Origin of the sequence: Pseudomonas sp. NBRC 111123, assembly GCF_001320205.1 — a bacterium.
Lineage (GTDB): Bacteria > Pseudomonadota > Gammaproteobacteria > Pseudomonadales > Pseudomonadaceae > Aquipseudomonas > Aquipseudomonas putida_J.
In genome coordinates, this window is sequence record NZ_BCAZ01000050.1 from 17,781 (window position 1) to 41,117 (window position 23,337).

Annotated in this window: 22 protein-coding genes and 2 pseudogenes; 11 read left to right on the top strand and 13 right to left on the bottom strand. The window is 63.5% G+C overall.

Going from position 1 to position 23,337, the window contains the following annotated elements; genetic code table 11:
• Position 1: 1 nt before the first annotated feature.
• Entirely contained in the window at positions 2 to 250 is a 249-nt protein-coding gene (locus APH27_RS21240; RefSeq protein WP_027920610.1) for a response regulator transcription factor, read from the bottom strand.
• 232 nt (positions 251 to 482) lie between these two features.
• On the opposite strand from APH27_RS21240, the gene APH27_RS21245 reads away from it, so the two are divergent.
• On the top strand, positions 483 to 2,546 hold the full coding sequence (locus APH27_RS21245) for a TonB-dependent receptor domain-containing protein (protein ID WP_060485832.1): 2,064 nt from the start codon (positions 483 to 485) through the stop codon (positions 2,544 to 2,546).
• 9 nt (positions 2,547 to 2,555) lie between these two features.
• Here APH27_RS21245 and APH27_RS21250 read toward each other — a convergent pair whose 3' ends face one another.
• Positions 2,556 to 3,620: an AI-2E family transporter gene (locus tag APH27_RS21250; protein WP_027920612.1), complete on the bottom strand. Its 1,065-nt coding sequence runs from the start codon at positions 3,618 to 3,620 to the stop codon at positions 2,556 to 2,558.
• Between the two features lie 129 nt (positions 3,621 to 3,749).
• Between APH27_RS21250 and yegQ the strand changes: the two genes are divergently transcribed.
• The 6 genes and pseudogenes from yegQ to APH27_RS21280 all read left to right on the top strand — a co-directional run bounded on the left by yegQ (position 3,750) and on the right by APH27_RS21280 (position 9,680).
• Positions 3,750 to 5,114, top strand: a complete 1,365-nt coding sequence (gene yegQ / locus APH27_RS21255) for a tRNA 5-hydroxyuridine modification protein YegQ (protein ID WP_060485833.1) — start codon at positions 3,750 to 3,752, stop codon at positions 5,112 to 5,114.
• Positions 5,115 to 5,161: 47 nt separating this feature from the next.
• Positions 5,162 to 6,853, top strand: coding sequence for a copper resistance system multicopper oxidase (locus APH27_RS21260; RefSeq protein WP_060485834.1), 1,692 nt, complete (start codon positions 5,162 to 5,164; stop codon positions 6,851 to 6,853).
• Positions 6,846 to 7,727: a copper resistance protein B gene (locus APH27_RS21265; RefSeq protein ID WP_060485835.1), complete on the top strand. Its 882-nt coding sequence runs from the start codon at positions 6,846 to 6,848 to the stop codon at positions 7,725 to 7,727. Before APH27_RS21260 ends, APH27_RS21265 begins: the two co-directional genes overlap by 8 nt.
• Before the next feature lie 14 nt (positions 7,728 to 7,741).
• Complete coding sequence (locus APH27_RS21270; RefSeq protein WP_027920616.1) at positions 7,742 to 8,170, top strand: DUF411 domain-containing protein; 429 nt, start codon at positions 7,742 to 7,744, stop codon at positions 8,168 to 8,170.
• Positions 8,170 to 8,607 carry a YqaA family protein gene (locus APH27_RS21275; protein ID WP_027920617.1) on the top strand — a complete coding sequence of 146 codons (438 nt, stop codon included), beginning with the start codon at positions 8,170 to 8,172 and terminating at the stop codon, positions 8,605 to 8,607. Before APH27_RS21270 ends, APH27_RS21275 begins: the two co-directional genes overlap by 1 nt.
• Positions 8,608 to 8,682: 75 nt before the next feature.
• A pseudogene (locus APH27_RS21280) lies at positions 8,683 to 9,680 on the top strand (alpha/beta fold hydrolase).
• 114 nt (positions 9,681 to 9,794) lie between these two features.
• On the opposite strand, the gene APH27_RS21285 reads toward APH27_RS21280, so the two are convergent.
• The 6 genes from APH27_RS21285 to APH27_RS21310 all read right to left on the bottom strand — a co-directional run bounded on the left by APH27_RS21285 (position 9,795) and on the right by APH27_RS21310 (position 15,298).
• Positions 9,795 to 10,376, bottom strand: coding sequence for a DinB family protein (locus APH27_RS21285; protein ID WP_027920619.1), 582 nt, complete (start codon positions 10,374 to 10,376; stop codon positions 9,795 to 9,797).
• A 12-nt stretch (positions 10,377 to 10,388) separates the two neighbouring features.
• The gene (zapE, locus tag APH27_RS21290; protein WP_060485841.1) at positions 10,389 to 11,498 is read right to left on the bottom strand and encodes a cell division protein ZapE; all 1,110 of its coding nucleotides are present in this window, start codon (positions 11,496 to 11,498) and stop codon (positions 10,389 to 10,391) included.
• Between the two features lie 87 nt (positions 11,499 to 11,585).
• Positions 11,586 to 12,734, bottom strand: coding sequence for a PQQ-dependent sugar dehydrogenase (locus tag APH27_RS21295; protein ID WP_060485836.1), 1,149 nt, complete (start codon positions 12,732 to 12,734; stop codon positions 11,586 to 11,588).
• Positions 12,735 to 12,761: 27 nt separating this feature from the next.
• Complete coding sequence (locus APH27_RS21300; protein WP_060485837.1) at positions 12,762 to 13,079, bottom strand: hypothetical protein; 318 nt, start codon at positions 13,077 to 13,079, stop codon at positions 12,762 to 12,764.
• A gap of 145 nt (positions 13,080 to 13,224) precedes the next feature.
• Positions 13,225 to 14,193 (bottom strand): agmatinase, encoded by a 969-nt coding sequence (gene speB / locus APH27_RS21305; RefSeq protein ID WP_060485838.1) that lies wholly within the window; start codon positions 14,191 to 14,193, stop codon positions 13,225 to 13,227.
• Positions 14,194 to 14,218: 25 nt separating this feature from the next.
• Positions 14,219 to 15,298 carry an extracellular solute-binding protein gene (locus APH27_RS21310; protein ID WP_060485842.1) on the bottom strand — a complete coding sequence of 360 codons (1,080 nt, stop codon included), beginning with the start codon at positions 15,296 to 15,298 and terminating at the stop codon, positions 14,219 to 14,221.
• 103 nt (positions 15,299 to 15,401) lie between these two features.
• On the opposite strand from APH27_RS21310, the gene APH27_RS21315 reads away from it, so the two are divergent.
• A complete protein-coding gene (locus APH27_RS21315) occupies positions 15,402 to 16,292 on the top strand; it encodes a LysR family transcriptional regulator (RefSeq protein WP_027920625.1) in 891 nt (296 codons plus the stop codon).
• Positions 16,293 to 16,396: 104 nt separating this feature from the next.
• On the opposite strand, the gene APH27_RS21320 is transcribed toward APH27_RS21315, so the two are convergent.
• From APH27_RS21320 to APH27_RS21330, 3 genes and pseudogenes are all read right to left on the bottom strand, one after another.
• The gene (locus tag APH27_RS21320; protein ID WP_060485839.1) at positions 16,397 to 18,820 is read right to left on the bottom strand and encodes a TonB-dependent receptor; all 2,424 of its coding nucleotides are present in this window, start codon (positions 18,818 to 18,820) and stop codon (positions 16,397 to 16,399) included.
• Positions 18,821 to 18,948: 128 nt separating this feature from the next.
• Positions 18,949 to 19,824: a FecR domain-containing protein gene (locus APH27_RS21325; RefSeq protein ID WP_256250673.1), complete on the bottom strand. Its 876-nt coding sequence runs from the start codon at positions 19,822 to 19,824 to the stop codon at positions 18,949 to 18,951.
• A 4-nt stretch (positions 19,825 to 19,828) separates the two neighbouring features.
• Positions 19,829 to 20,335: pseudogene (locus tag APH27_RS21330) on the bottom strand (RNA polymerase sigma factor); the annotation flags it as partial.
• 136 nt (positions 20,336 to 20,471) lie between these two features.
• Here APH27_RS21330 and APH27_RS21335 point away from each other — a divergent pair.
• Positions 20,472 to 20,960 carry an LEA type 2 family protein gene (locus APH27_RS21335; RefSeq protein ID WP_027920627.1) on the top strand — a complete coding sequence of 163 codons (489 nt, stop codon included), beginning with the start codon at positions 20,472 to 20,474 and terminating at the stop codon, positions 20,958 to 20,960.
• Positions 20,961 to 20,969: 9 nt separating this feature from the next.
• Here the strand turns inward: APH27_RS21335 and APH27_RS21340 are convergent, their stop codons facing one another.
• Positions 20,970 to 21,233: a hypothetical protein gene (locus APH27_RS21340; RefSeq protein WP_027920628.1), complete on the bottom strand. Its 264-nt coding sequence runs from the start codon at positions 21,231 to 21,233 to the stop codon at positions 20,970 to 20,972.
• A gap of 129 nt (positions 21,234 to 21,362) precedes the next feature.
• On the opposite strand from APH27_RS21340, the gene APH27_RS21345 reads away from it, so the two are divergent.
• On the top strand, positions 21,363 to 21,683 hold the full coding sequence (locus APH27_RS21345) for a YqjD family protein (RefSeq protein ID WP_027920629.1): 321 nt from the start codon (positions 21,363 to 21,365) through the stop codon (positions 21,681 to 21,683).
• Positions 21,684 to 21,686: 3 nt separating this feature from the next.
• On the opposite strand, the gene APH27_RS21350 is transcribed toward APH27_RS21345, so the two are convergent.
• A complete protein-coding gene (locus tag APH27_RS21350) occupies positions 21,687 to 22,304 on the bottom strand; it encodes a tRNA-(ms[2]io[6]A)-hydroxylase (protein WP_027920630.1) in 618 nt (205 codons plus the stop codon).
• Between the two features lie 153 nt (positions 22,305 to 22,457).
• Here APH27_RS21350 and APH27_RS21355 point away from each other — a divergent pair, with 153 nt between their 5' ends.
• The gene (locus APH27_RS21355; protein ID WP_060485840.1) at positions 22,458 to 23,321 is read left to right on the top strand and encodes a universal stress protein; all 864 of its coding nucleotides are present in this window, start codon (positions 22,458 to 22,460) and stop codon (positions 23,319 to 23,321) included.
• The last annotated feature ends 16 nt before the right edge of the window (positions 23,322 to 23,337 follow it).

Sequence of the window (23,337 nt, forward strand, 5' to 3'; positions counted from 1 at the left end):
CTCACTGCTCGGCCAGCATGCCGTAGCGAATGGCTTTGATGACGGCCGCGACACGTGTGGGAACATCGAACTTGCGCAGCAAGTTGGCCACATGGAAATTCACTGTCGACTCTTTGCACTGCAGAATCTGGCCGATTTCCCATGAGGTCTTGCCATAGGCGCACCACAACAGCACTTGCTGTTCTCGCGGTGTCAGGTAAATCGGCGCTTCGGTATGGCTTTCAGGTGTCCGTCGCATGTTGGTTTCCATCACTGAGTTCCCCAAGTAGTCGCCAGTTGTGGCAGCGCAGCGTGCTGCCGCTGTGTAGGGCCCACCTTACGGATGCCAGCCGTGCCCACTCCAGCGATGCAACTTGTAAAGAACCGTCCTACACATCCGTTCAACACGACGTACGCATGAAAATCTCAATTGTTCGTGCTCTGGCAGGATCTTCGCTCGTCACAACGCGGTTGCCTGTCTGCCAATCGCCTGGAGTTGTACGATGCGTCCCGTTTTACCCTTCTCGTCTTACCTTGGCCTGCTGGCCATGTTCACGGTCAGCCAGCAAACTGCGGCAGCGCCTGCCGTTGAATTGGGCCAGGTGCTGATCAACGATGAAGAACAAAGCGAACTGAACGACGCCCGCGAACGCCTGCGTGCGGTGCCAGGCGCCACCAACCTGGTGGACATGCAACGCGTCGGGCAAGGCCGGGTCGCCAGCAATCAGGACGTCTTGGCCTATCAGCCCGGCGTGTTCGCTCAATCGGCGGGCAACGATGGCATCAAGCTGTCGATCCGCGGCTCGGGTATCAACCGAGCCCCTGGCGCCCATGGCTCCGGGGTATACACGATGTTCGACGGCCTGCCGCTGACCGGCCCCGGCGGTACGCCCTACGAGCTGTTCGAACCGTTATGGCTGAACCGGGCCGAAGTGTTGCGCGGGGCCAACGGCTTCGACCAAGGCTCGCTGGCCCTGGGTGGGTCAATCAATTATGTGACCCACACCGGCTACGACGCCGCGCCCTTGCAGGTGCGCTACGAGGTCGGCAGCCGCGGTTACCAGCACCGCCACATCAGCGCGGGGCACGTGCTGGGCAATCTCGACTACTACGTGGCCCTGACCGACTCGGAGTACGACGGCTACCAGGCGCATAGCAGCGGTAGCGCGAAAGGCATCGCCGCCGACGTCGGCTACCGCTTCAACCCGAACCTGGAGACGCGCTTCTACCTGCGTTACCGGGAAACCGAAAACGACCTGGCCGGGCGCTTGACCAAGGAGCAGATCAAGCACGACCCTCGCGCTGCCAACCCGGGCTACCTGTCGCGCAACGACAGCCGCCCGCAACCGGGTAGCACCTGGGTGGGCAACAAGACCACGTTCTACCTCGACGACGACTCACGCCTGGAGGCCGGGCTGGTCTATCACGACTACCCGATGGACTTGCGCGAGGGCGCCATGCGCCTGAAGGTGGCCTACGCCGATGCCAGCGGCACACTGAACTACTTCCGTCGCGACACCTTGTTCGGCCACGAGAGCAAGACCACCATCGGCTGGCGCACCACCAAGCACCTGCCCAACAGTGGCGCCTCGCAGTTCTCGCGGGTCAACGATGTAGTCGGCGCACGCACGCGTGACTTCACCTATCAGGGGTCGGACACCGTGTTGCATGTGGGCAACGACCTGGAGCTGATCCCTGACCTGTGGCTGACCACCGGGCTGGCGATGATCTACACCCGTCGTGAAAGCGATGTCACGTACCCTGCCGATGGCGGCAAGGTAAGCCAGCATGACTGGGACTATGCGCCACGCATTGGCTTGCGTTACGACCTTCGCCCGGACCTTCAGGTTTATGGCAACCTCAGCCGTTCGGTGGAGCCACCGCATCCGTGGTCCCTGGTCTGGAGCGCGCCGGTCACCAACCAGCCCATGAAGATGCAGAACCAGACCGCCACCACCCTGGAACTGGGCGCCCGCGGCGATTCGGCGCTGGGGCGTTGGGACCTGGCCTGGTACTACTCGCAAGTGCGTCATGAACTGCTGAACGTCGAGGTCGTGCAAGGCTTGCCGTTCAAGGAGTTCAACGCCAGCCCCACCGTGCACCAGGGCGTCGAAGCCGGCCTGGAAAGCAACCTCTGGGAGCAACCCGGCACGGGCAAGCTGAGCCTGCGCCAGGCGTACACCTTCAGCGACTTCCATTACCGCGACGACGACACGTTCGGCGACAACCGCCTGCCCGGCATCCCCATGCACTATTACCAGGCCGAACTGCGCTACGACTGGCCGAGCGGTTTCTACGCCGGGGTCAACACGCAGATGGCGTCGAACGTGCAGGTTGACTACGCCAACAGCTACCACGCCGATGCCTATGCTTTGCTCGGTGCGCGCCTGGGCTGGAACTCGCCGAAACAGGACTGGCAAACCTGGCTGGACCTGCGCAACCTGACCGACAAGCGCTATGCCGCTACGGTGACGCCGGGGTACAACGACGCCGGGCAGGATGTTGCCCGCTCGACACCGGGTGAAGGCTTTGGCGTTTACGCCGGCGTTTCGTACAGCTTCCGTTGACGCAGCGGCTCAGGACGGCAACTGCACCTGGGGTTTGGTCGCGGCGAAAATCGCCCAGCTGGAGACGAACAGCGCCGCGATCAACGGCCCGATCACGAAGCCATTGAGCCCGAATACCGCCAGCCCGCCCAAGGTGGACACCAGAATCAGGTAATCGGGCATGCGCGTGTCCTTGCCCACCAGGATCGGCCGCAACAGGTTGTCCACCAAGCCGATCACCAGTACCCCGAACGCCGTCAGGATCACCCCTGGCAAAATCGCCCCGGTGAGCAGGAAGTACGCCGCCACCGGCGCCCAGACGATCCCCGCCCCCACCGCCGGCAACAGCGACAGGAACGCCATCAGCACGCCCCACACCAGCGCACTGGGGATATCCAGCACCCAAAAGATCAAACCACCCAGCGCACCCTGGGTAATGGCCATCAGGACATTGCCCTTGACCGTGGCCCGCACCACACGGCTGAACTTCAGTTGCAAGCGGCGCTTCTGGTGCTCCGGCAGCGGTACCGCAAGACGCACCCGGCGGGCCACGTCGGCGCCTTCGCGGAGGAAGAAGAACAGCAGGTACGTCATGATGCCGAAGCTCACCAGGAACTCGAAGGTGCCCTGGCCAAAGTTGAAGACCTGGCCGGCCAGCACCTGGCTGCCCTGGGTGGCCCATTTGGTGATCTTGTCGCGCAGCCCGTCCAGGTTGCCCATGCCCATGGTGTCCAGCCCATGCTGGGCAAAGGCCGGGAGCATGTCCTTGCCCCGTGCGACATAACTGGCGATGTCCAGCTGCCCGCTCTCGATACGCTGGTACAAGGTGGCGCCTTCCTGCATCAGCAAGGCACTGGTGATGATCACCGGCAGCACTGCCACCAGCAGGCACACCAGCAAGGTGGTGAACGCTGCCAGGTTGCGGCGCCGGCCGAAGCGGATCAACAAGTGGCGCTGCAACGGCGCGAACAGGATGCCGAGAATCACCGCCCAGAAGATGGCGCCATAATAGGGCAACAGGATCCACACGAAGGCGATGGTCACCAGAGCCAGGAGTACGGCGAGGGCTCTGTTCTGTAGCGCGTCTTGGTTCATGGCGAATCCTCAAGTGTCATGGTTATTAGTGCACGCCACCTGCGCAAAAGTGCCACCTTGGTCTTGATTCAAATCAATACCATACCCCCGATCAGCCGTTAGCATCCGCGCCTTTGCCCCGGTGCGCCCATGAATCGACCCGCCAAGCCCGAACTGCTCGCCCCTGCTGGCAGCCTCAAGACCCTGCGCTATGCCTTCGCCTACGGTGCCGACGCGGTCTACGCCGGCCAGCCGCGCTATAGCCTGCGGGTGCGCAACAATGAGTTCGACCACGCCAACCTGGCGCTGGGCATCAGCGAGGCGCATGCCCTGGGCAAACGCTTCTATGTGGTGGTCAACATCGCCCCGCACAACGCCAAGCTGAAGACCTTCCTCAAGGACCTGGCGCCAGTGGTAGAGATGGCGCCCGATGCGCTGATCATGTCCGACCCCGGCCTGATCATGCTGGTGCGCCAGCATTTTCCGCAGATGCCGGTGCACCTGTCGGTGCAGGCCAATACGGTGAACTGGGCCAGCGTGCAGTTCTGGCAACAACTGGGCCTGAGCCGGGTGATCCTGTCGCGCGAACTGTCACTGGAGGAAATCGAAGAGATTCGCCAGCAAGTACCGGGCATGGAGCTGGAAGTATTCGTCCACGGTGCCCTGTGCATGGCCTACTCCGGCCGTTGCCTGCTGTCCGGTTACCTGAACAAGCGCGATGCCAACCAAGGCACTTGCACCAACGCCTGCCGCTGGAAATACGAGGCCACGCCTGCCACCGAAAATACCACCGGCGACATTGTCCGCGAGGTCGAGCCGACCCTGGGCGTCGGCGCGCCCACCGAACAGGTATTCCTGCTGCAGGAGAGCAATCGCCCGGGCAGCGAGATGCCGGCCTTCGAGGACGAGCATGGCACCTATATCATGAACGCCAAGGACCTGCGCGCCATCCAGCACGTCGAGCGCCTGGCGGCCATGGGCGTGCACTCGCTGAAGATCGAGGGCCGCACCAAGAGCCACTTCTACTGCGCGCGGGCCGTGCAGTCCTACCGCAAAGCCATCGACGATGCCGCAGCCGGGAGGCCGTTCGACATGGCGCTGATGGACAACCTCGAATCGCTGGCCCAGCGCGGCTATACCGAGGGCTTCCTGCGCCGCCATGTGCATGATGAATACCAGAACTACCTGCGCGGCAATTCGTTGTCCGAGCGCCAGCAGTTCGTCGGTGAACTGACGGGGGTGCGCGTCGACGGCCTGGCCGAGGTCAAGGTGAAGAACCGCTTCGCCCTGGGTGACCACCTGGAATTGATGACCCCGCGCGGCAACTACCACTTCGACCTGCACCGCCTGCTCGATCGCCAGCAGCACGCCATCGAGGTGGCGCCCGGTGACGGCCATGTGGTGTACCTGCCGATCCCCGAGCAGGTTGCCCTTGAGTTTGGCCTGCTGATGCGCGACCTGGGCAACGATGAACAAGCGCCTGACAACGCTGTAATCTGCGCCTCAGCCAGCTGACAGGCGCAACCGGCGAGGATCGTGGCTCTCCTGCATGAGGCCACGCCATGTTGCGCAACCCAACCCGCCGCACCTTCGTCAAAGGCCTGGGCGCCGCCACCACACTGGCCGGCCTGGGCTTGTGGCGCCCGCTGGCACAGGCCAGCGCTGACCGCGAGCTGGCCGGCCAGCACTTCGAGCTGTTCATCGGCCAGACCCTGATCAACATCACCGGCCGACCACGGACCGCGCTGACCGTCAATGACAGCCTGCCCGGCCCGCTGCTGCGCTGGCGTGAAGGCGACACGGTGACCCTGCGCGTGCGCAACCATCTTGACCAAAGCAGCTCGATCCACTGGCACGGCATCCTCCTGCCGGCCAACATGGACGGTGTGCCAGGCCTGAGCTTCGCTGGCATCGCGCCGGGTGGCGACTACCTGTACCGGTTTACCCTGCGCCAAAGCGGTACCTACTGGTACCACAGCCATTCTGGCTTGCAGGAGCAGGCCGGGGTCTATGGCGCGATCGTCATCGCGCCACGCGAGCCCGAGCCGCACGTCTACCAGCGCGACCATGTGCTGCTGTTCAGCGACTGGTCCGACGAGGCGCCCGAAGCGTTGCTGGCGACCCTGAAAAAGCAGTCCGACGCCTTCAACGACCACAAGCGCACACTTGGCGATTTCATCGACGACGTCGCGCAACAGGGCTGGGACAACACCGTTGACGAACGCCTGAGCTGGGCGCGCATGCGCATGAGCCCCACCGACCTCGCCGACATCAGCGCTGCCACCTACACCTACCTGCTCAACGGCCAGCCACCGGACGGTAACTTCACCTGCCTGTTCCAGCCCGGCGAAACCGTACGCCTACGGCTGATCAACGCCTCGGCCATGACCTATTTCGATTTCCGCATCCCCGGCCTGCAGCTCACGGTAATCGCCGCCGACGGCCTGCCGGTGACGCCCGTGACCGTGGACGAACTGCGCATCGCCGTGGCCGAAACCTATGACGTGCTGGTGACTGTGGGCGACCTGCCCGCCTACACCCTGTACGCCCAGAGCATGGACCGCAGCGGCTATGCCCGCGGAACCCTGGCCCGCGCCAGCGGCTTGCAGGCGCCAGTGCCGCAACCCGACCCCCGGCCGGTGCTGGGCATGGCCGACATGGGCCACGGCGGCATGGCGAGCATGGACCATAGCAACATGGCCGGCATGGATCACTCAGCGATGATGGCCATGCAGCAGCACCCGGCCAGCGAAACCGGCAACCCGCTGGTCGACATGCAGACCCTGGCCCCCCGGCCCAACCTGGCTGACCCCGGCATCGGGCTGCGTGGCAAGGGTCGCCGGGTGCTGACCTACGCCGACCTGCGCAGCCCCTACCCCGACCCGGACGGTCGCGAACCCTCACGGGAAATCGAGCTGCACCTGACCGGGCACATGGAGCGCTTCGCCTGGTCGTTCGACGGGGTCAAGTTCAGCGATGCCGCACCCTTGCGCCTGGCTTACGGCGAGCGCGTACGCATCACCCTGGTCAACGACACCATGATGGCCCACCCCATCCACTTGCATGGCATGTGGAGCGACCTGGAGGACGAGCACGGGCGCTTCCTGGTGCGCAAGCACACGCTCGACATCCCGCCCGGCAGCCGCCGCAGTTACCGGGTCACCGCAGATGCCCTGGGCCGCTGGGCCTACCACTGCCACCTGCTCTACCACATGGAGACCGGCATGTTCCGCGAGGTACGGGTCGATGAATGAGCTCAACAACCGGCGCCTGGTCACCGGCGTCGCCCTGGCCGCGCTGCTGGCCAGCGAACGGGCCATGGCCGCCGGCATGGCGCACATGAACCATGACGCCATGCCAACGGAACACAGTCAGACAAGCCATGGCCAGATGAACCACGCCAGTGCGCCGAGCCAACCCCGTACGCCGCTCCCGGTACTGAACGACGCCGACCGCCAGGCCGCCTTCCCGCCCCTGCCCGGCCACCAGGTGCACGACCACGCAATCAACTGGGCGGTGATCGTCGATCAGCTGGAATACCAGCATGTCGAAAGCAGCAGCGCCCTCAAATGGAACGCCACGGCCTGGGTCGGCGGCGACATCGATCGCCTGTGGCTTCGCACCGAGGGCGAACGGCAACAAGGCAAGACCCACAAGGCCGAGTTGCAGGCGCTGTGGGGGCACGCGATCAGCCCGTGGTGGGAGCTGGTCGGCGGCCTGCGTCAAGACTTCAAGCCGGGCAGCGGGCAGGCTTGGGCCGCCTTCGGCATCCAGGGCACCCCGCTGTACGGCCTGGAACTCCAAGCCACAGCCTATGCCGGCGAGCGACAACAGAGCGCGCTGCGCCTGGAGGCCGCTTACGCTATCCTGCTGAGCAACCGCTGGATCCTCGAGCCGACCCTGGAAGCCAATTTTTTTGGCCGCAACGATGCCGGCCGTGAACAAGGTGCCGGGTTGGCCGACAGCGGAGTCGGCCTGCGCCTGCGCTACGAAATCAGCCGAGGCTTTGCGCCCTATGTCGGGGTGAGCTTCGAGCGCCTGCACGGCAACCGCGCAAGCCAGGCCCGTGAAGATGGCGAAGACCTCGGCCAGACCCGCCTGGTGGCGGGCATACGCCTGCGTTTCTAAGGAGTTGTTTGACCATGCTGCGTAAACACCTGATCACCTTCGGCCTGCTGGCCATCACCGGCCTGGCCCAGGCTGCCGAAACCATCGATGTCTATCGCGATCCCAACTGTGGCTGCTGCAAGGCCTGGATCAGCCACCTGCGCGACAACGGTTTCACCGTCAACGACCATGTCGAGCCGAACATGAGCGCCGTCAAGCAGCGCATGGGGGTGGCGCCGCGCCTGGCGTCATGCCACACCGGGGTGATCGACGGCAAGTTCGTCGAAGGCCATGTGCCCGCCGAGCAGGTACGCCTGCTGGCCAAGCGCAGCGACCTCAAGGGGCTGGCCGTGCCAGGCATGCCCATGGGTTCGCCCGGCATGGAAATGGGTGACCACAAGGATGCCTACCAGGTCATCGGCGTGACCCAGGATGGCCAGGACACCGTGGTCGCCAGCTACTGATGCTGAGCCTCTGGGCGCTGTTTCTCAGCGCCTTCGGTGCCGCCACGCTGCTGCCGCTGCAATCGGAGGCTGTGCTGGTCGGCCTGCTGCTGCGCCAGCCCGAAGCCTGGTTGACGCTGCTGCTGGTCGCCACCCTGGGCAATGTGCTCGGTTCGGTGGTCAACTGGCTGCTCGGCCGGGCCATCGAGCACCTGCGTGACAGGCGCTGGTTCCCTTTCAGCACCCGCCAACTGGAGCGGGCGCAGCAACGTTACCAACGCTGGGGGCAATGGTCGCTGCTGCTGAGCTGGATGCCGGTGATCGGCGACCCGCTGACCTTGATCGCCGGCATCATGCGCGAGCCGTTCTGGCGCTTTCTGCTGCTGGTCACCCTGGCCAAGGCAGGGCGCTATATCATCGTGGCGATGATTACCCTGGGCGGGTTTCACGCCTGGTAACACCTTTAACGTTTAAGGTGGTCCACTGACTGCTACAGTCGCCAATTCCTACATGGTCCTACACGGAGTGCCCCCATGCTGCGCGCAACCGCCCTGGCCCTGGCCTGCCTCGTCGGCGCCCCGGCCATCGCCGCCGAATCGCCCACCTACGGCAAACAGCTCGAAGGCTTCAGCTACCCTCACCCACTCAAGCATTTCGATTTCCAGTCCCAGGGCCAGCACCTGCAGATGGGCTACATGGACGTGCCGGCCCAAGGCCAGGCCAATGGCCGCAGCGTGGTACTGATGCACGGCAAGAACTTCTGCGCCGCCACCTGGGAAACCACCATCGACGCCTTGAGCCAGGCGGGCTATCGGGTAATTGCCCCCGACCAGATTGGCTTCTGCACTTCGAGCAAGCCGGCCCAGTACCAGTACAGCTTCCAGCAACTGGCGGTGAACACCCACGCCCTGCTCGAGCAGTTGGGCATCAAGCAGGCAATCGTCCTCGGCCACTCCACCGGGGGCATGCTCGCTACCCGCTATGCACTGATGTACCCGCAGCAGGTCGAGCGCCTGGCAATGGTCAACCCGATCGGCCTGGAGGACTGGAAAGCACTGGGCGTGCCGTATCGTACGGTGGACCAGTGGTATGCCCGCGAACTCAAGCTCGATGCCGAAGGCGTGCGTGAGTATGAGCGCAAGACCTACTACGCGGGGCGCTGGAAGCCTGAGTACGAGCGCTGGGTGCAGATGCTGGTGGGGCTGAACAAGGGGCCCGGGCATGAAGCGGTGGCGTGGAACTCGGCGCTGATCTACGACATGATCTTCACCCAGCCGGTGTATCACGAGTTCAAGGACCTGAAGATGCCCACACTGCTGCTGATTGGCGACCAGGACACCACAGCGATCGGCAGCGACATCGCCCCACCAGAGGTGAAGGCGAAGTTGGGCAAGTACCAGGTGTTGGGGCCGCAGGTAGCCAAGCTGATTCCCAGGGCGAGCTGGTAACCTTCGAGGGCATGGGGCATGCGCCGCAGATCGAGGAGCCACGGCGCTTCAACCGGACACTGGTGGAGTGGCTCGGCCGCTGACCCGATGAATGGGGGCGCGTTGCGCCCCATGCGTGACACACGGCCGCTCCTACAAGGGACCGCATTCTCCTGTAGGAGCGGCCTTGTGTCGCGAAAGGGCCGCACAGCGGCCCCCTACAATCTCCAGACCTGCGCCTCGGTCCAGCCGAGCTCGGCAAAATCCAGCGCCCGCAGGTCGGCTTCATCTTCGCAGAAAAACTCATCCAGCTGCGGTGGCCGTACCGCCGTGTCGCTGAGCATCGCATGCACCTGCCCACGGTGATGGATCTGGTGCTCGAACAGGTGTGCCAGCAGGCGTAGCCGCTGTTCGCGCTGAATCCGTTGCGGCCGCACGATGCTCACGTAACGCTCCAGTTGGGCGTCCTGCAACAGGCTGCAATAGGCAATCAGCCGGTGATCGGCCTGGGCCTGCTCGGCATGCAGGTCAGTACAGGTGGCGAACGGTTGCTCCGGTTCGAAGAAGCGCTCGCCATCCGGGTGCGGCGCCTCACCGCGCTGTTCGCACTCGAGCATGTCGAGGTAGAACCAGTCCACTGTAAGCAGGTGGTTGAGGGTGGCCTTGATCGACGGGAAGAAGCTGCAACGGGGGGCGACGAACTCATCGTGGGTCAGTTGCAGGCAGGCCTTGTACAGGCGGTGGTTGGCCCAGCCATTGTTGTAGGCCTGGGTCAGCAGATGATGCGACAGCGGCTCCATGGTTCGGCTCCTTCAGGCGAAGCGTTGCAGTTGCATCTCCCGTAGCCGGCTCAAGGTCCTTTGGTACGGGAACGCCAGATACCCTTGAGTGTAGAGGGCATCAAGGGGAACCTGCGCCTCCAGGTATAGCGCCACCCGGCGGTCATAGCATTCGTCGACCAAGGCGATGAAACGACGCACGGCGTCGTCCTTGGCTGACAGCATCGGCAGCTCGCGGTCGCCTGCCGCGACACGCGCCGCGCCATCCTCGGTGCCGCGGGCGATACGCCCGGCCCGCTGTTCACCACCCAGGGCCGGCACACCCTCGACGAGTATCGCCGGGAAGCGATCGCACAAGGCCATGAACTCCATGGCGGCCAAGGGGCGTTCACAAAGCTCGGTAAAGCGGCACCAGACGGCCTGGCTGCTGCTGCGGATCACTTCGATCTGCCGCGAGCCGATCTGCAGTGGTGCGCTGCTGCCAGGGTCGTCCGGGCTAAGCTGCTGGAAAACCACGGCCAGCGCACCGCCTTCGGTCCCCGCTTCGGCCACCCAGTAACGCTGGTGCTGTGCCCCCGGGTGCAGGCGATGGTCCTGCTCACCGGCCACCGAAAGCACCTGCATGTGCCGCTCGATGGCGCTGATGGCTGGCAGAAAGCGCTCGCGATTGAAACCATCGCGGTACAGCTGCTGCGGTGGCTGGTTGGACGTGGCGACCACCACCACACCGTGATCGAACAGCACCTGGAGCAGGCGGCCGAGGATGATCGCATCGCCGATGTCGCTGACGAACAGTTCGTCGAAGCACAACACACGGATCTGCCCGGCCAGTTCCCGGGCCAGTGCCTGCAAGGGGTCGGCAGTGCCGTTGAGCTGGAACAGGCGCTGGTGGACCCAGGCCATGAAGTGATGGAAGTGCTGGCGCCGGGACGGGACGTTCAGGCAACGGTGGAACAGGTCCATGAGCCAGGTCTTGCCACGACCGACCGGCCCCCAAAGGTACAGGCCCTGTGTGGCATGGCCATTTTCCAAGGCGTCGAAACAGGTTTGCAGGGCCATGACAGCCTGGGCCTGAGCCGGGTCATGGGCGAAGCCTTGCTCAATTAAAGCCTGCTGATAGAGGGATTGCGGATCGAGGGGCATGGTCACTGGCTTGGCCTGTTGGAGCTCCATTGTCTGCACTGGCCCTTTCGCGGGCAAGCCCGCTCCCACAGGTACTCCACAACGCTCTCAGCCCTCGCCCAGCCCCACCTTCAGCAGTGCCCCATCCTTGGCATCGGTCAGCACATACAGGTAGCCATCGGGCCCCACCCGCACATCACGGATGCGTGCCTTCAACTCACCCAGCAAGCGCTCTTCATGGACGACCTTGTCGCCATCGAGCTGCAAGCGAATCAGCTCCTGCGTAGCCAGCGCACCAATGAACAGGTTGTGGTCCCAGGCCTTGAAGGTGGGGCTGTCATAGAAGGCCATGCCGCTGATACCGGGCGACTTCTCCCAGACATGGTGCGGGTCGACCATGCCGTCGACATGCTTGCCCTTGGCCTCGGGGATAGGCAGCAGCGAGTAGTTGATACCGTGTGTTGCGATTGGCCAGCCATAGTTCTTGCCCGGCGCCGGAATGTTGATCTCGTCGCCCCCGCGTGGGCCGTGCTCGTGGGTCCAGAGTTTGCCCGTCCAGGGGTTCAATGCCGCGCCCTGCTGGTTGCGGTGGCCGAACGACCAGATTTCCGGACGCACACCCTGCTTGCCGACAAAGGGGTTGTCCTTCGGTACTTCACCGTCGGGCAGGATGCGCACGATCTTGCCCTGCAGCTTGTCCAGGTCCTGGGCGGTCGGGCGCTGGTTGTTTTCGCCCAGGGCGATGAACAGGAAACCGTCACGGTCGAACACCAGACGCGAGCCGAAATGGTTGCCTACCGAGAGCTTGGGCTGCTGGCGGAAGATGACATTGAAGTTCTCCAGCCGCGCGCGGTCCTCGGACAGCTGGCCACGGCCCACCGCCGTGCCGGCCTTGCCATCACTGCCCTCCTCGGCATACGACAGGTACACCGTACGGTCCTTGGCGAACTCAGGCGACAGCACCACGTCGAGCAAGCCACCCTGCCCTTCGGCCCAGACCTTGGGCACACCGCTGATGGGTGGGCCGACCTTGCCTTCGGCATTGATCACCCGCAGGTTGCCGGGGCGCTCGGTGACCAGCATGTCCTTGCCACCGGGCAGGAATGCCAACGCCCAGGGGTTGCGCAGGCCGTCGGTCAAGGTGCTGACGGTGAGTTGCCCTTCCTCGCTGGGAAACTGCTGCTCGGGGGCGGCATGGGCCATCAAAGGCAACAGTGCAGCAGCGGTCAGGGTTGTCAGCCAGGTAGCTTTGATCATGCAGAATTCCTTTCTCGCGAGTGGGGCTCAAGGCGCGCGCTGGGTGTCACGCGGCGGCCGGGTGGGTTCCAGGTTCGGCGCCTGCTGCTGGCGGCGCAGGTTGTCGCCATTGCCGATGCCGCGGTTATCCAGGCTTGGCGTGCGGTACACAGGCTGGGTGGACGGGCCACGCACGGGTGGCGTGGCCGGCATGCTGCCCTGGCGGCTATTGGGGTTGGCGCGCTGAATCGGGCTGTTGTACGGATTGTTGTTGCTGGCGGCGAGCTGCAGTGGCTGCACGGGCGCTGCCTGCACCGGCAGGCACAGCACCAAACCGATGGCCAGGGTCGGCAATGTAAGATTCATGCTTCACCTCTGTACGAAAAAGCGCGCCTTGAGCGTTTGGATAGCCTAAGGCGCGAAGGGTTCGCGGCAAAAGTGTGAATGCGATTCCTGATGTTTCAGTATGGGCCTGATGGCGTTGGCCATCCGGCTCGCCGATCACCGGGCACTATTGGCCTTGCACTGCGTCGACCTTGTGCCGCGCCGCGTACAGGCACAGCATCTCCATGGCCAGGGTGGCCCCGGCCAGCGCAGTGATATCGGCATGGTCATAGGCCGGTGCCACCTCCACCAGGTCCATGCCCACCAGGTTGATGCCACGCAGGCCGCCCAGGATTTCCAGTGCCTGCACCGTGCTCAGGCCGCCGCACACCGGGGTGCCAGTGCCGGGCGCGTAGGCCGGGTCGAGGCAATCGATGTCGAAGGTCAGGTACACCGGCCGGTCACCGACCCGCTGGCGGATCGCCGCGATGATCGCTTCGGTACCTTGGCGATGCACCTGCCGGGCATCGAGAATGGCGAAGCCCTGGCTGTCGTCATTGGTGGTGCGCAGGCCGACTTGTACCGAGCAGGACGGATCGACCAGCCCTTCCCGTGCGGCATGCCAGAACATGGTGCCATGGTCGATTCGCCCCTCTTCGTCCGGCCAGGTGTCGCTGTGCGCATCGAAATGGATCAGCGCCAGGGGGCCATGGCGGCGGGCATGGGCCTTGAGCAGGGGGTAGCTGATGAAATGGTCGCCGCCCAGGGTGAGCATGGCGCAACCCGCTTCAAGAATATGCTCGGCGTGGGCCTGGATGCTGCCCGGTACCGACTGCGGCGTGCCGCTGTCGAAGGCACAGTCGCCATAGTCGATCACGGCCAGGTGGTCGAAAGGGTCGAACGCCCAGGGCCAGTGGCGCGCCCAAGCCTGCTGCACCGAGGCAGCGCGGATCGCGCGCGGGCCAAAGCGTGCGCCAGGGCGGTTGCTGGTGGCGGTGTCGAACGGCACTCCGCTGACCACCACATCCACCCCACGCAAGTCGCGGCTGTAGCGCCGGCGGGAAAAACTGGTGATGCCGGCGTAGGTACTTTCCGCTGCGGTACCGTACAGGCTGTCGCGGGTCATGGCCTGGTCGTTGTTCTGGGCTTGTTCCACGGTTGGGCTCCTTTGTGGTTGTCGGTCACTGGCGGCTGCGGAACGCCGTCCACAGCCGGTTGCGCTGACGCAGGTCGGACAGCGCCATGCTGCGGTCGGCATACAACCGCCCACGCACCTCCGCTGGTGGGTAGATATCCGGGTCGTTGCGCACGGCGTCATCGACCAGAGGCGTCGCTGCCTGGTTGGCATTGGCGAAGAACAGCGTATTGGTCAGCGCCGCCACCGACTCTGGCTTGAGCATGAAGGCGATGAAGGCCCGGGCGGCTTGCGGGTGCGGGGCATCCTTGGGAATGACCAGGTTGTCCTGCCAGACCAGCGTGCCTTCACGGGGGATGCGGTAGATCAGCTCGAACGGTTTGCCGGCGCGGCGAGCCTGGTCGGCGGCCATGGCAGCATCGCCATTGTAGGTCAGCGCCAGGCACACGCTGCCGTTGGCCAGGTCGCTGATCTGCCGGCCATTGGCGACATAGCTGATCGACGGTTGCAGCTGGTTCAGCAAGTTCTGCGCGGCGTTGAGATCTGCCTTGTCCTGGCTGTACGGGTCCTTGCCGAGGTAGTTGAGCGCGACACCGATCACCTCCTGTGGCGAGTCCGGCATGGCGATGCCGCACGCCTTCAGGCGGCTGGCGTACTCGGGCTTGAACAACAGGTCGAGGCTGTCCAGCGGTACATCGCCCAGGCGCTGGCGCACCGCCTCGACATTCACCCCCAGGCCCAGGGTGCCCCAGGTGTAGGGCACGGCGTAGCGGTTGCCTGGGTCGGTCTCGGCCAGCTTGGCCAGCAGGTCCTTGTCGAGGTTGGCGTAACCAGGCATGCCTTGCGCATCGAGCGGTTGCAGGGCATTGGCCTTGAGCGCCCGGGCCAATACGGTGGCTGAGGGCACCACCACGTCGTAGCCGCTGCGCCCGGTGAGCAGCTTGGTTTCCAGGACCTCGGTGGTGTCGAAGGTGTCGTAGCGCACCTTGTAGCCGGTTTCCTGTTCGAAGCGCTTGAGCGTTTCCGGGGCAACGTAGTCGGCCCAGCTGTAAAGATTGACGACCTTTTCTTCGGCCTGCAGCGGCAGGGCCAGAATCAGGGACAACAGGCACAACGATCGACGCATGACGGACACCTCGGCAAATGGGGTGGATGCCGCCAGCATGCCAGCCGGGTAACATTGCAAGAATGGCAAGTTTACAAAGCTGACATTCTTCAGGAGCAATGTGATGCTCGGACAACTGCACGACCCTGACCTGCACCTGCTGCGGCTGTTCGTCACTGTAGTAGAGGCCGGCGGTTTCAGTGCCGCCCAGGGCGTGCTGGGCTTGAGCCAGCCCACCATCAGCCAGCGCATGGCGCAGCTGGAAACGCGGCTCGGCTATCGCCTGTGCAGCCGCGGCAAGAGCGGCTTTCGCCTGACCGACAAGGGCGAGCTGCTGCTGGAGGCGGCACGTAGCCTGCTGCTGAACATCGAGCTGTTTCGCCAACAGGCCAACGGCGTGGCCGGGCGCTTGCTGGGGACGGTGCGGGTGGGCATTGCGGAAAACCAGGATGCGGCCGTAAACCTGCGCCTGGCGATGGCCATTTCACGTTTTCGCCTACGCGATGAATCGGTGCAACTGGAGTTGATCAGCGCGCCTCCGGCGGAACTGGAGCGGCTGCTGCTGGAACAACGGCTGGATTTCGCCATCAGCTACTTTTCCGGCAACCAGGCGGCGTTCGACTATCAACCTTTGTTCGAGGAGCGCCAGCGTTTGTACTGTGCCAAAGGGCATGCGCTGTTCGATGCGACCGAGGTGACGCTTGAGCAGTTGCTGGAGGCGGATCAGGTACGTCACCCGTACCGCTTTCTCAAGGGCGGCGAGCCGTTTCAGAGCCGGCGCAGCATGGCGGTGGCGGAGCAGATCGAGAGCGTGCTGACGCTCATTCTCTCTGGGCGGCACATTGGTTATCTGCCGTGCCACTGCGCGGCGAGCTGGGAGGCTCAGGGGATGTTGCGGGCGCTGGATCCGGGGCTGGATTTTGTGGTGCCATTCACCTTGGCCCGGCATCGGGGACAGGTAGCTGGAGAGGCCCAGGCGGCATTCATGGATGATTTGCTGGTGGCGTTTGCCTAAACCGGCCTCTTCGCGGGCAAGCCCGCTTCCACAGGGATCGCGCACGGTTTGAAGGTTGCCCAATACCTGTGAAAGCGGGCCTTCCCGCGAAGAGGCCGGAGCATTCAGTAGGCCATGCTCCAGGTCAGGGTGTAGGTACGACCCCGGCCTTGGTAGTCATAAAGATAGGCCGGGCCATAGGTCGGCGAATAGAACAGCGTGGCCCGCTGCCCCCAGACCGTGCTGTACTGCTTGTCCAGCAAATTCTGGATCCCCGCGCTGAAGGTCCCAAAACCGGTGTCCTGGCTCCCCAGCAGGTCAAACGTGGTGTAACCGTCGATCTCATGGTCGGCATCATCCTTCAGGCTGAAGGCATGGTTGGCCTGCAGCCGCGCACTGCGGCCATCGCCCTTCCAGCCGACGAACGCGGTGGCCTTGGACAGCGAGGCATAACGGGCATCACGCTTGATCCAGTCGCCGTTGGCGCCTTCCTCCTCGGAACGAGTCAAGTGCACGGTACCGCCCGCTTCCCAACCCGTCTGGAAGTGCCGGGTCAGCGCGCCTTCGAAGCCGAAGTCGCGGCTCTTCTGGTCCTCGACGTTGATGGTCAGGGTTTGCGAATCGACGTTGATGATCTTGTCCGACCAGATGTAGTACAGCGCCGCCTGCGCGTCCCAATCCAGGTCGGCATAGCGCCAGCCCAGTTCGACCTGGCGGCTCTTGATGCCAGCCAGCGGGTTGTCCGCCACGCTCAGCCCAGGCTTGCCGTAGTACTTGGCCGGGTCCGGCAGGTCGAAGCCTTCGCCATAGTTGGTCCACACCTGGTGGCCGTTCTTGAAGTCGTAGATGGCGCCAATGTTGTACAGGTTGACCTCATAGTCATTGCTGCCACCGGGCACGCCCTTGAAATCACTGACATCCACGTCCATCTGCTGGCGCCGGGCGCCACCGGACAGGGTCAGGTTGTCAGTGGCATGCCAGTCGAGCTGGGCGTAGACCGAAACACCGTCGACCCGGTAACTGGGATAACGCGGCGCCTTGCTCTCTTTTTCAAGGTCCAGCCCGCCGCTCTCGGATGAAGTCAGGGCATCGAAGGTGGTCTGGTCGGCATTGAAGCGCTCCCGATCCAGGTCGACGCCATAGGTCAGCTTGAGGGTGTCCCACTGCTTGGCGAACAGCCCCTTGAGGCTGGTGACCTCGAAATTCTGCTGCGAAGCGGCAAAGTACACACCGCGCGAGCCGGTCGGCGTGGCTCGGTTGTAGTACGGGAACGGGTAGAAATTGTCGTCTTCCTTGCGGTACGAGGCCTGCAGGTAGAAGTCCTGGCCCAGCACATCGGTATGGTGGTAGTTGGCGTTGAGCAGCAGTCGCCGGGTGCGAGGCTCCAGATCCGAGGAATAACCGCTGCGCAGTTCGGCGTCCTCCAGGTCGGAGGGGGCGTTGTAGTTCAGGTTGGGGAAGTAGATACCGGTGCTGCCGTGGTTGCCGGAATCGTAGTACTGGGCCAGCAGGTCGAGGCTTTGTTCATCGGTGAGTTTCAGGCCCAGAGTGCCCAGCACATCGAGGGTGCGGTTGTACTGCAGGTCGGTCTGGGTGTTGTCGATGAAGATCTGCTCGCCCGCACCGTCGTAGAAGGCTTCGTTCTGCTCGCCGGAAATCCCCAGGCGCGCATTGACCCGGTCGTTGCCGCCACTGATCGACTGGGCGAAGCGCGTGGCCAGGTCGTCGCTGTTGTTGAAGCCACTGCTGGCACCGAGCTGGGTTTCGAAGCGTGCCGGGCCCGGTTCGCCCTTCTTGGTAACGATGTTGATGATGCCGCCGGTGGCACCGCCGCCGTAAATGGCGCTGGCGCCGGAGAGCACCTCGACGCGTTCGACGTTGAACGGCGAAATGCTGTCGAACTGGCGTGACAGCCCACGCGAGCTGTTCTGGCTGACACCGTCGATCATCACCAGCACATTGCGCCCACGCATGTTCTGGCCATAGTTGGTGCGCCCTTCGGGGGCCAGGTCCAGGCCCGGCACCAGCTTGCCGATGGCCTCCTTGAGGCTGACCCCACTGTCGATCTGTTCGCGCAGCTGCTGTTGGTCTACCACCCACACCGTACCGGGGATTTCGCTGATGGCGGTGCTGGTGCGCGAGGCAACGCTGACTTCGATAGGCTTGAGGTTGACCGCCTGCCCTGCTGGCCCCGCCTTGCGCAGGGTAACCGTGCGGGCATCGCTGAACTGCCAGGCCATGTCACTGCCGGCCAGCAGCAGCTGCAGCGCCTGTTCGATGCTGTAGCTGCCTTGCAGCGCCGGGCTGCTCAGGCCTGCTACATCACCCGTGGTGTACAGCAGGTGCAGGCCGGCCTGGTCGGCAAATGCAGTCAGGGCCTGATCGAGGGGTTGTGCCGGCAGGTCCAGTTGGACCTGGCGGGCCTGCATGTGTGCCTGCGCATCTGGGGCGGCCCATGCTTGCAGGGGGCCGGCAAGAACTGCCAGGGCGCTGCAAGACATCAAGGCATGGTGTAGGCGACCGCCGCGACGGTGGGTAGGCTTGGGCAAAAGAGGCACGAATGAGCTTCCAGACAAGTCGTGATTGAGAAGGGTTGCTGATCAGTCCCACTACGACGATCTGGCCTGCACGAACTTGCAGCGCCAAATGAAAAATATTTCGATTATTTTTTACAGAATCAGTGCACCACTGCCAGCCACGGCAGATAAGTGACCTTGAGGCCGTAACGCTGCTCCAGCGTGCGCAGCAGGGCCTGCGGATCGTTCAGGTCAAACACGCCGCTGACCTCGAGTGCGGCGAGCTTGTTGTCGGAGAGCACGATACGGCCATGCTGGTAGCGCTCGAGTTCGGCCAGTACCTGGCGCAGTGGTTTGCCATTGAAGATCAACTTGCCGCGCTGCCAGGCTGTCTGCGCGCCGGCGTCGGCGGCGATGGCCAGGTGCTGTGCACCGACCCAGGCTTCACCTTTGGCCAGCACCACATGGCCGTCACGGCGCACGCTGAAGGTGGCCGCACTGCCCTGCACAGCCTCACCGGCGGTTTCGACCACGAAGGGTCGCGGATCATCGGCGGTTTCAAACAGCGCCTCGCCAGCCTGCAGCGTCACCCTGCGTTCGCTGGTGCTGAAGGCCACGTTCAGGGCACTGCCGCTATTGAGCACGACACGCGTACCGTCTGCCAAGGTAACGCGCTGCTGCTCGCCAACGCCCGTGTGATAGTCCGCCAGCCACACCGGTACGTTTTGCCAACCGCTGTAGCCTGCCACCAGCAGCACCAGTGAGGCGGCGATGCCCGATGCCCAGTGCCACTTGCTGCGCCGCGCAGGCGCTGCCTGAAACACTTGGGCAGTCGGCGTATGGCCAAGATCCTGCCAGAGTGCCTCAGCCTCCCGCGCAGCTTCGGCATGCGCCAGGCTCAGCTGGCACCAGCGCTGGTAACCGGCCCGGTCACTTGCACTGGCATGGCCCGAGTGCAACAGCACCTGCCAGTCGAGGGCATCGTCGGACAGGTCGCTGATGGGGTGGGGCGCGTGCATGGTCGAAGTTTCAGTCATGGTTGTGCTTGAGCCAATCGCGGCAATGGCGCAGGGCGTGGCCGATGTATTTTGCCACCATGCTCTCGGAAACGCCCAGTCGTTGTGCAATCTGCGCCTGGGTGAGGCCCTCGACTCGATTGAGCAACAGTGCCTGACGCGCATTGCTGGACAACTGCAGCAGGGCCTCGTCGAGTATCTGCAGTCGCTCGCGGGCCAGCAACGTTGCCTCCGGGGCGGGCGCCGGGCAGGCCACCTCCCCTGCCCCTTCGCTGTCCTCATGGCTGGCGGCGATACGCTGCTCGCGGCGCAGTGCATCGATGGCCAGGTTGCCAGCTACACGGAAGATGAAGCTGCGTGCATGCAGCACCGGTACCGCTTGCTCGTCGATCTTCACCAGCTTCAGGTACGTCTCCTGGGCCACGTCGGCGGCACGCTGCCGGTCGTTCATGCGCCGGGTAAGAAACTGCAGAAGGTCGTCGTAGTGCTCCTGGAAACTCGCCAGCAGACCGGACACGGGAGACGTCAGCATTGGGTAAAAACACTGCCAGCAAGAGGGATTATCGGGCGTTAATGAGAAACAGTATCTTTCATTAGGCCCGACACTTTCAACGCTGCCGTGCATTTGCCACACTCCAGTCTCAACTTCGCCGGCAAGGTCTTTCTCCATGGTTGCCCATTTGCGCCGCTACGTTCGTTTGCTTCTGGTCCTGCTACTGGCAGGCGGGCTGAACGCCTGTGCACTGTTTCAGGCCAGCGACCCGCTCAATATCAGTGTGATCGGCATCGAGCCACTGCCGGGGCAGGAATTGGAAATGCGCATGGCGGTGAAGATGCGGGTGCAAAACCCCAACGAGTCGGCCATCGATTACAACGGTGTAGCGCTGAACCTGGAGGTCAACGGCCAACCACTGGCAGCTGGGGTCAGTGACCAGAAAGGGCACATCGGCCGCTACGACGAAGCCGTGATCGTGGTACCGGTAAGCATCACGGCGTTCGCCTTTCTGCGTCAGGCATATGGCCTGGGCAAGCTCGATTCGCTGCAAGGGATGCCTTACAAGCTGCGCGGCAAATTGGCCGGGGGCCCCTTGGGCACGGTGCGCTTCAGCGACGAGGGCACGCTGGACCTGCCCAAGGATGGCAGCCTGTATTGGTGAGGCGCCAGATCAGCGGTTAGCGCTGGCTGCGGCCATCATCTTGTTGACTTCGCTGCGCACCATGTTGGCGTACTCTGGTGGCGACATGCCCTCCAGCTCGGCACGTACCCACTCTGCCCACTTGCCTTTACGCCGTGATTTTTCCGAAATCAGCCGCGCGGCTTCGCCCTTGGCTTTGCCCAGGTTGTTCTGCCACATCTCGAACAGCCGGGCCTTTTCTGCCTCGATCTGCGCCCGTTCCTCGAAGCTCATGTTGGCCAGATTGAAACTCATGAAAGTACCTGCCTGTTGAAAATGGCCGCTATCTTACACCGTGGCGTCGCATCATCGGCAAAGCTGTCGCAACTTTCCCGGCGCGCAGGCATCCATTGTTCAAACCACTCCATCAACGAGGACGTGTTCATGGCCCGTAAAAACGCCGCTCTGGCCGACAGTGATCAGATCAAGGACCAAATGTTCAGTGAACTGCAGGCATTGATCGAAGAATCGGAAAAGCTGCTCGATGAAAGCGCCGCTCTGGTTGGCGAAGAAGCCGAGACCCTGCGTGCGCAGGTCAGTCTGAAACTGCGCCAGGCACGCCAGGCCGCCGGCCAGGTACGCGCCAAGGCGCAACCGGTGGTCGATGCCACCCAGGACTACATTGGTGGCCACCCATGGCAGACGGTGGCGGTGTCCGCAGGCTTCGGCCTGGTGATCGGCCTGCTGCTGGGGCGCCGCTACTGAGTGTCAGGCAGCTTGCACCATCGGGATACCGCTGTGGAAACGCAGCTCCTGGTCCGGTGACTGGATCAGTTCGGCTTCAGCTTCACGCACCAGGGTGACGCGGCGGGCGATGTCCGCCTCGTCACCATACTGGTGGGCCAGTTTCAGGTAGCCCTGATAGTGGCGTGCTTCGCTTTTCAGCAAGCCGTGATAGAAGGTGCCAAGCTCTTCATCAAGGTGTGGCACCAAGGCCGCAAAGCGCTCGCAGCTGCGGGCTTCGATGAATGCCCCGACCACCAGTGTATCCACCAGCTTCACCGGCTCATGGGCCCGCACCAGGCGACGCAAGCCCGACGCATAACGCCCCGCCGACACTGGCCGCAGCGGCACGCCGCGGCGCTTCATCAGGCGTAGAACCTGCTCGTGGTGCACCAGCTCTTCACGGGCCAGGCGCGACATCATGTTGATCAGGTCCAGGTGGGTGTTGTACTTGGCGATCAGGCTGAGGGCGGTGCTGGCTGCCTTGAACTCGCAGTTCTTGTGGTCGATCAGCAAGGTTTCCTGGTCGGCGAGTGCCGCTTCGATCCAGGCATCTGGGGTCGGGCAGCCGAGGAAGGCATCGATTTCGGGGATCAGGGACATAAGCGAACAACCACACTGAACGGGCAAGACCGGCGATTATACCGACGGCGACGGGTAGCACCAGTGACTATGCTTGATGTACATCAAGCGGCGACGCGAGGGGCGCCGACTATAGTCAGGCATTGCTCGCCACCTTTGAAGGGAGTTCACGCCATGCAAGCCGTCCGCAGCATCCTCGTCGTCCTTGACCCCGACCATGCCCATAGCCGTGCACTCACCCGGGCAAAGCTGATTGCCGGTGTGACCGGTGCGCGTCTGCACCTGTTGATGTGTGACAAGAGACATGACCATAGCGCTTTGCTGAGCCTGCTCAGCAGCCAGCTGCATGACGACGGTTATGACAACGTCACCCATGAGCAGAAGTGGAAGGAGAGCCTGCACGAGTCGATCATCTATGTGCAGCAGGCCGAGGGTTGTGAGCTGGTCATCAAGGAACACCGAGCTGATAACCCGCTCAAGAAGGCATTGCTGACACCTGCCGACTGGAAACTGCTGCGCCAGTGCCCGTGCGCGGTACTGATGGTCAAAAGCGAACGCCCATGGACCGCAGGCGTGATCCTCGCGGCGGTGGATGTGGGGAACCAGGACGAAGATCATCGTCGGCTGCATGCCAGCATCATCGACCATGGTTATGCCATTGCCGGATTGGCCAAAGGCGACCTGCACGTGATCAGTGCACACCCCTCCCCCATGCTGTCTGCGTCTGATCCTGTGTATCAGCTGAGCGAGACCATCGAAAAGCGCTACCGGGAAGCCTGCAGCGCGTTCCAGGCTGAATTCGATATCAGTGAAGATCGCCTGCATGTCGCGGAGGGGCCTGCGGATGTGCTGATCCCCCATTTCGAGAAGCAGCTTGATGCCGTGGTCACGGTCATGGGCACGGTCGCTCGCACCGGGATTTCCGGGGCCCTGATCGGCAATACCTCGGAAGTCGTACTGGACGCTCTAGAAGGCGACGTGTTGGTGCTCAAGAGCGAAGAAGCTACGGCTCACCTGGCGGAACTTGCCCGGGGTTGATGGTTTTTCGGCCCGC

Bases quoted from the DNA above. Each gene is read 5' to 3' on its own strand.
- APH27_RS21240 (WP_027920610.1), bottom strand. From the start codon at position 250: ATGGAAACCAACATGCGACGGACACCTGAAAGCCATACCGAAGCGCCG.
- APH27_RS21245 (WP_060485832.1), top strand. From the start codon at position 483: ATGCGTCCCGTTTTACCCTTCTCGTCTTACCTTGGCCTGCTGGCCATG.
- APH27_RS21250 (WP_027920612.1), bottom strand. From the start codon at position 3,620: ATGAACCAAGACGCGCTACAGAACAGAGCCCTCGCCGTACTCCTGGCT.
- yegQ (WP_060485833.1), top strand. From the start codon at position 3,750: ATGAATCGACCCGCCAAGCCCGAACTGCTCGCCCCTGCTGGCAGCCTC.
- APH27_RS21260 (WP_060485834.1), top strand. From the start codon at position 5,162: ATGTTGCGCAACCCAACCCGCCGCACCTTCGTCAAAGGCCTGGGCGCC.
- APH27_RS21265 (WP_060485835.1), top strand. From the start codon at position 6,846: ATGAATGAGCTCAACAACCGGCGCCTGGTCACCGGCGTCGCCCTGGCC.
- APH27_RS21270 (WP_027920616.1), top strand. From the start codon at position 7,742: ATGCTGCGTAAACACCTGATCACCTTCGGCCTGCTGGCCATCACCGGC.
- APH27_RS21275 (WP_027920617.1), top strand. From the start codon at position 8,170: ATGCTGAGCCTCTGGGCGCTGTTTCTCAGCGCCTTCGGTGCCGCCACG.
- APH27_RS21285 (WP_027920619.1), bottom strand. From the start codon at position 10,376: ATGGAGCCGCTGTCGCATCATCTGCTGACCCAGGCCTACAACAATGGC.
- zapE (WP_060485841.1), bottom strand. From the start codon at position 11,498: ATGCCCCTCGATCCGCAATCCCTCTATCAGCAGGCTTTAATTGAGCAA.
- APH27_RS21295 (WP_060485836.1), bottom strand. From the start codon at position 12,734: ATGATCAAAGCTACCTGGCTGACAACCCTGACCGCTGCTGCACTGTTG.
- APH27_RS21300 (WP_060485837.1), bottom strand. From the start codon at position 13,079: ATGAATCTTACATTGCCGACCCTGGCCATCGGTTTGGTGCTGTGCCTG.
- APH27_RS21310 (WP_060485842.1), bottom strand. From the start codon at position 15,298: ATGCGTCGATCGTTGTGCCTGTTGTCCCTGATTCTGGCCCTGCCGCTG.
- APH27_RS21315 (WP_027920625.1), top strand. From the start codon at position 15,402: ATGCTCGGACAACTGCACGACCCTGACCTGCACCTGCTGCGGCTGTTC.
- APH27_RS21325 (WP_256250673.1), bottom strand. From the start codon at position 19,824: ATGACTGAAACTTCGACCATGCACGCGCCCCACCCCATCAGCGACCTG.
- APH27_RS21335 (WP_027920627.1), top strand. From the start codon at position 20,472: ATGGTTGCCCATTTGCGCCGCTACGTTCGTTTGCTTCTGGTCCTGCTA.
- APH27_RS21340 (WP_027920628.1), bottom strand. From the start codon at position 21,233: ATGAGTTTCAATCTGGCCAACATGAGCTTCGAGGAACGGGCGCAGATC.
- APH27_RS21345 (WP_027920629.1), top strand. From the start codon at position 21,363: ATGGCCCGTAAAAACGCCGCTCTGGCCGACAGTGATCAGATCAAGGAC.
- APH27_RS21350 (WP_027920630.1), bottom strand. From the start codon at position 22,304: ATGTCCCTGATCCCCGAAATCGATGCCTTCCTCGGCTGCCCGACCCCA.
- APH27_RS21355 (WP_060485840.1), top strand. From the start codon at position 22,458: ATGCAAGCCGTCCGCAGCATCCTCGTCGTCCTTGACCCCGACCATGCC.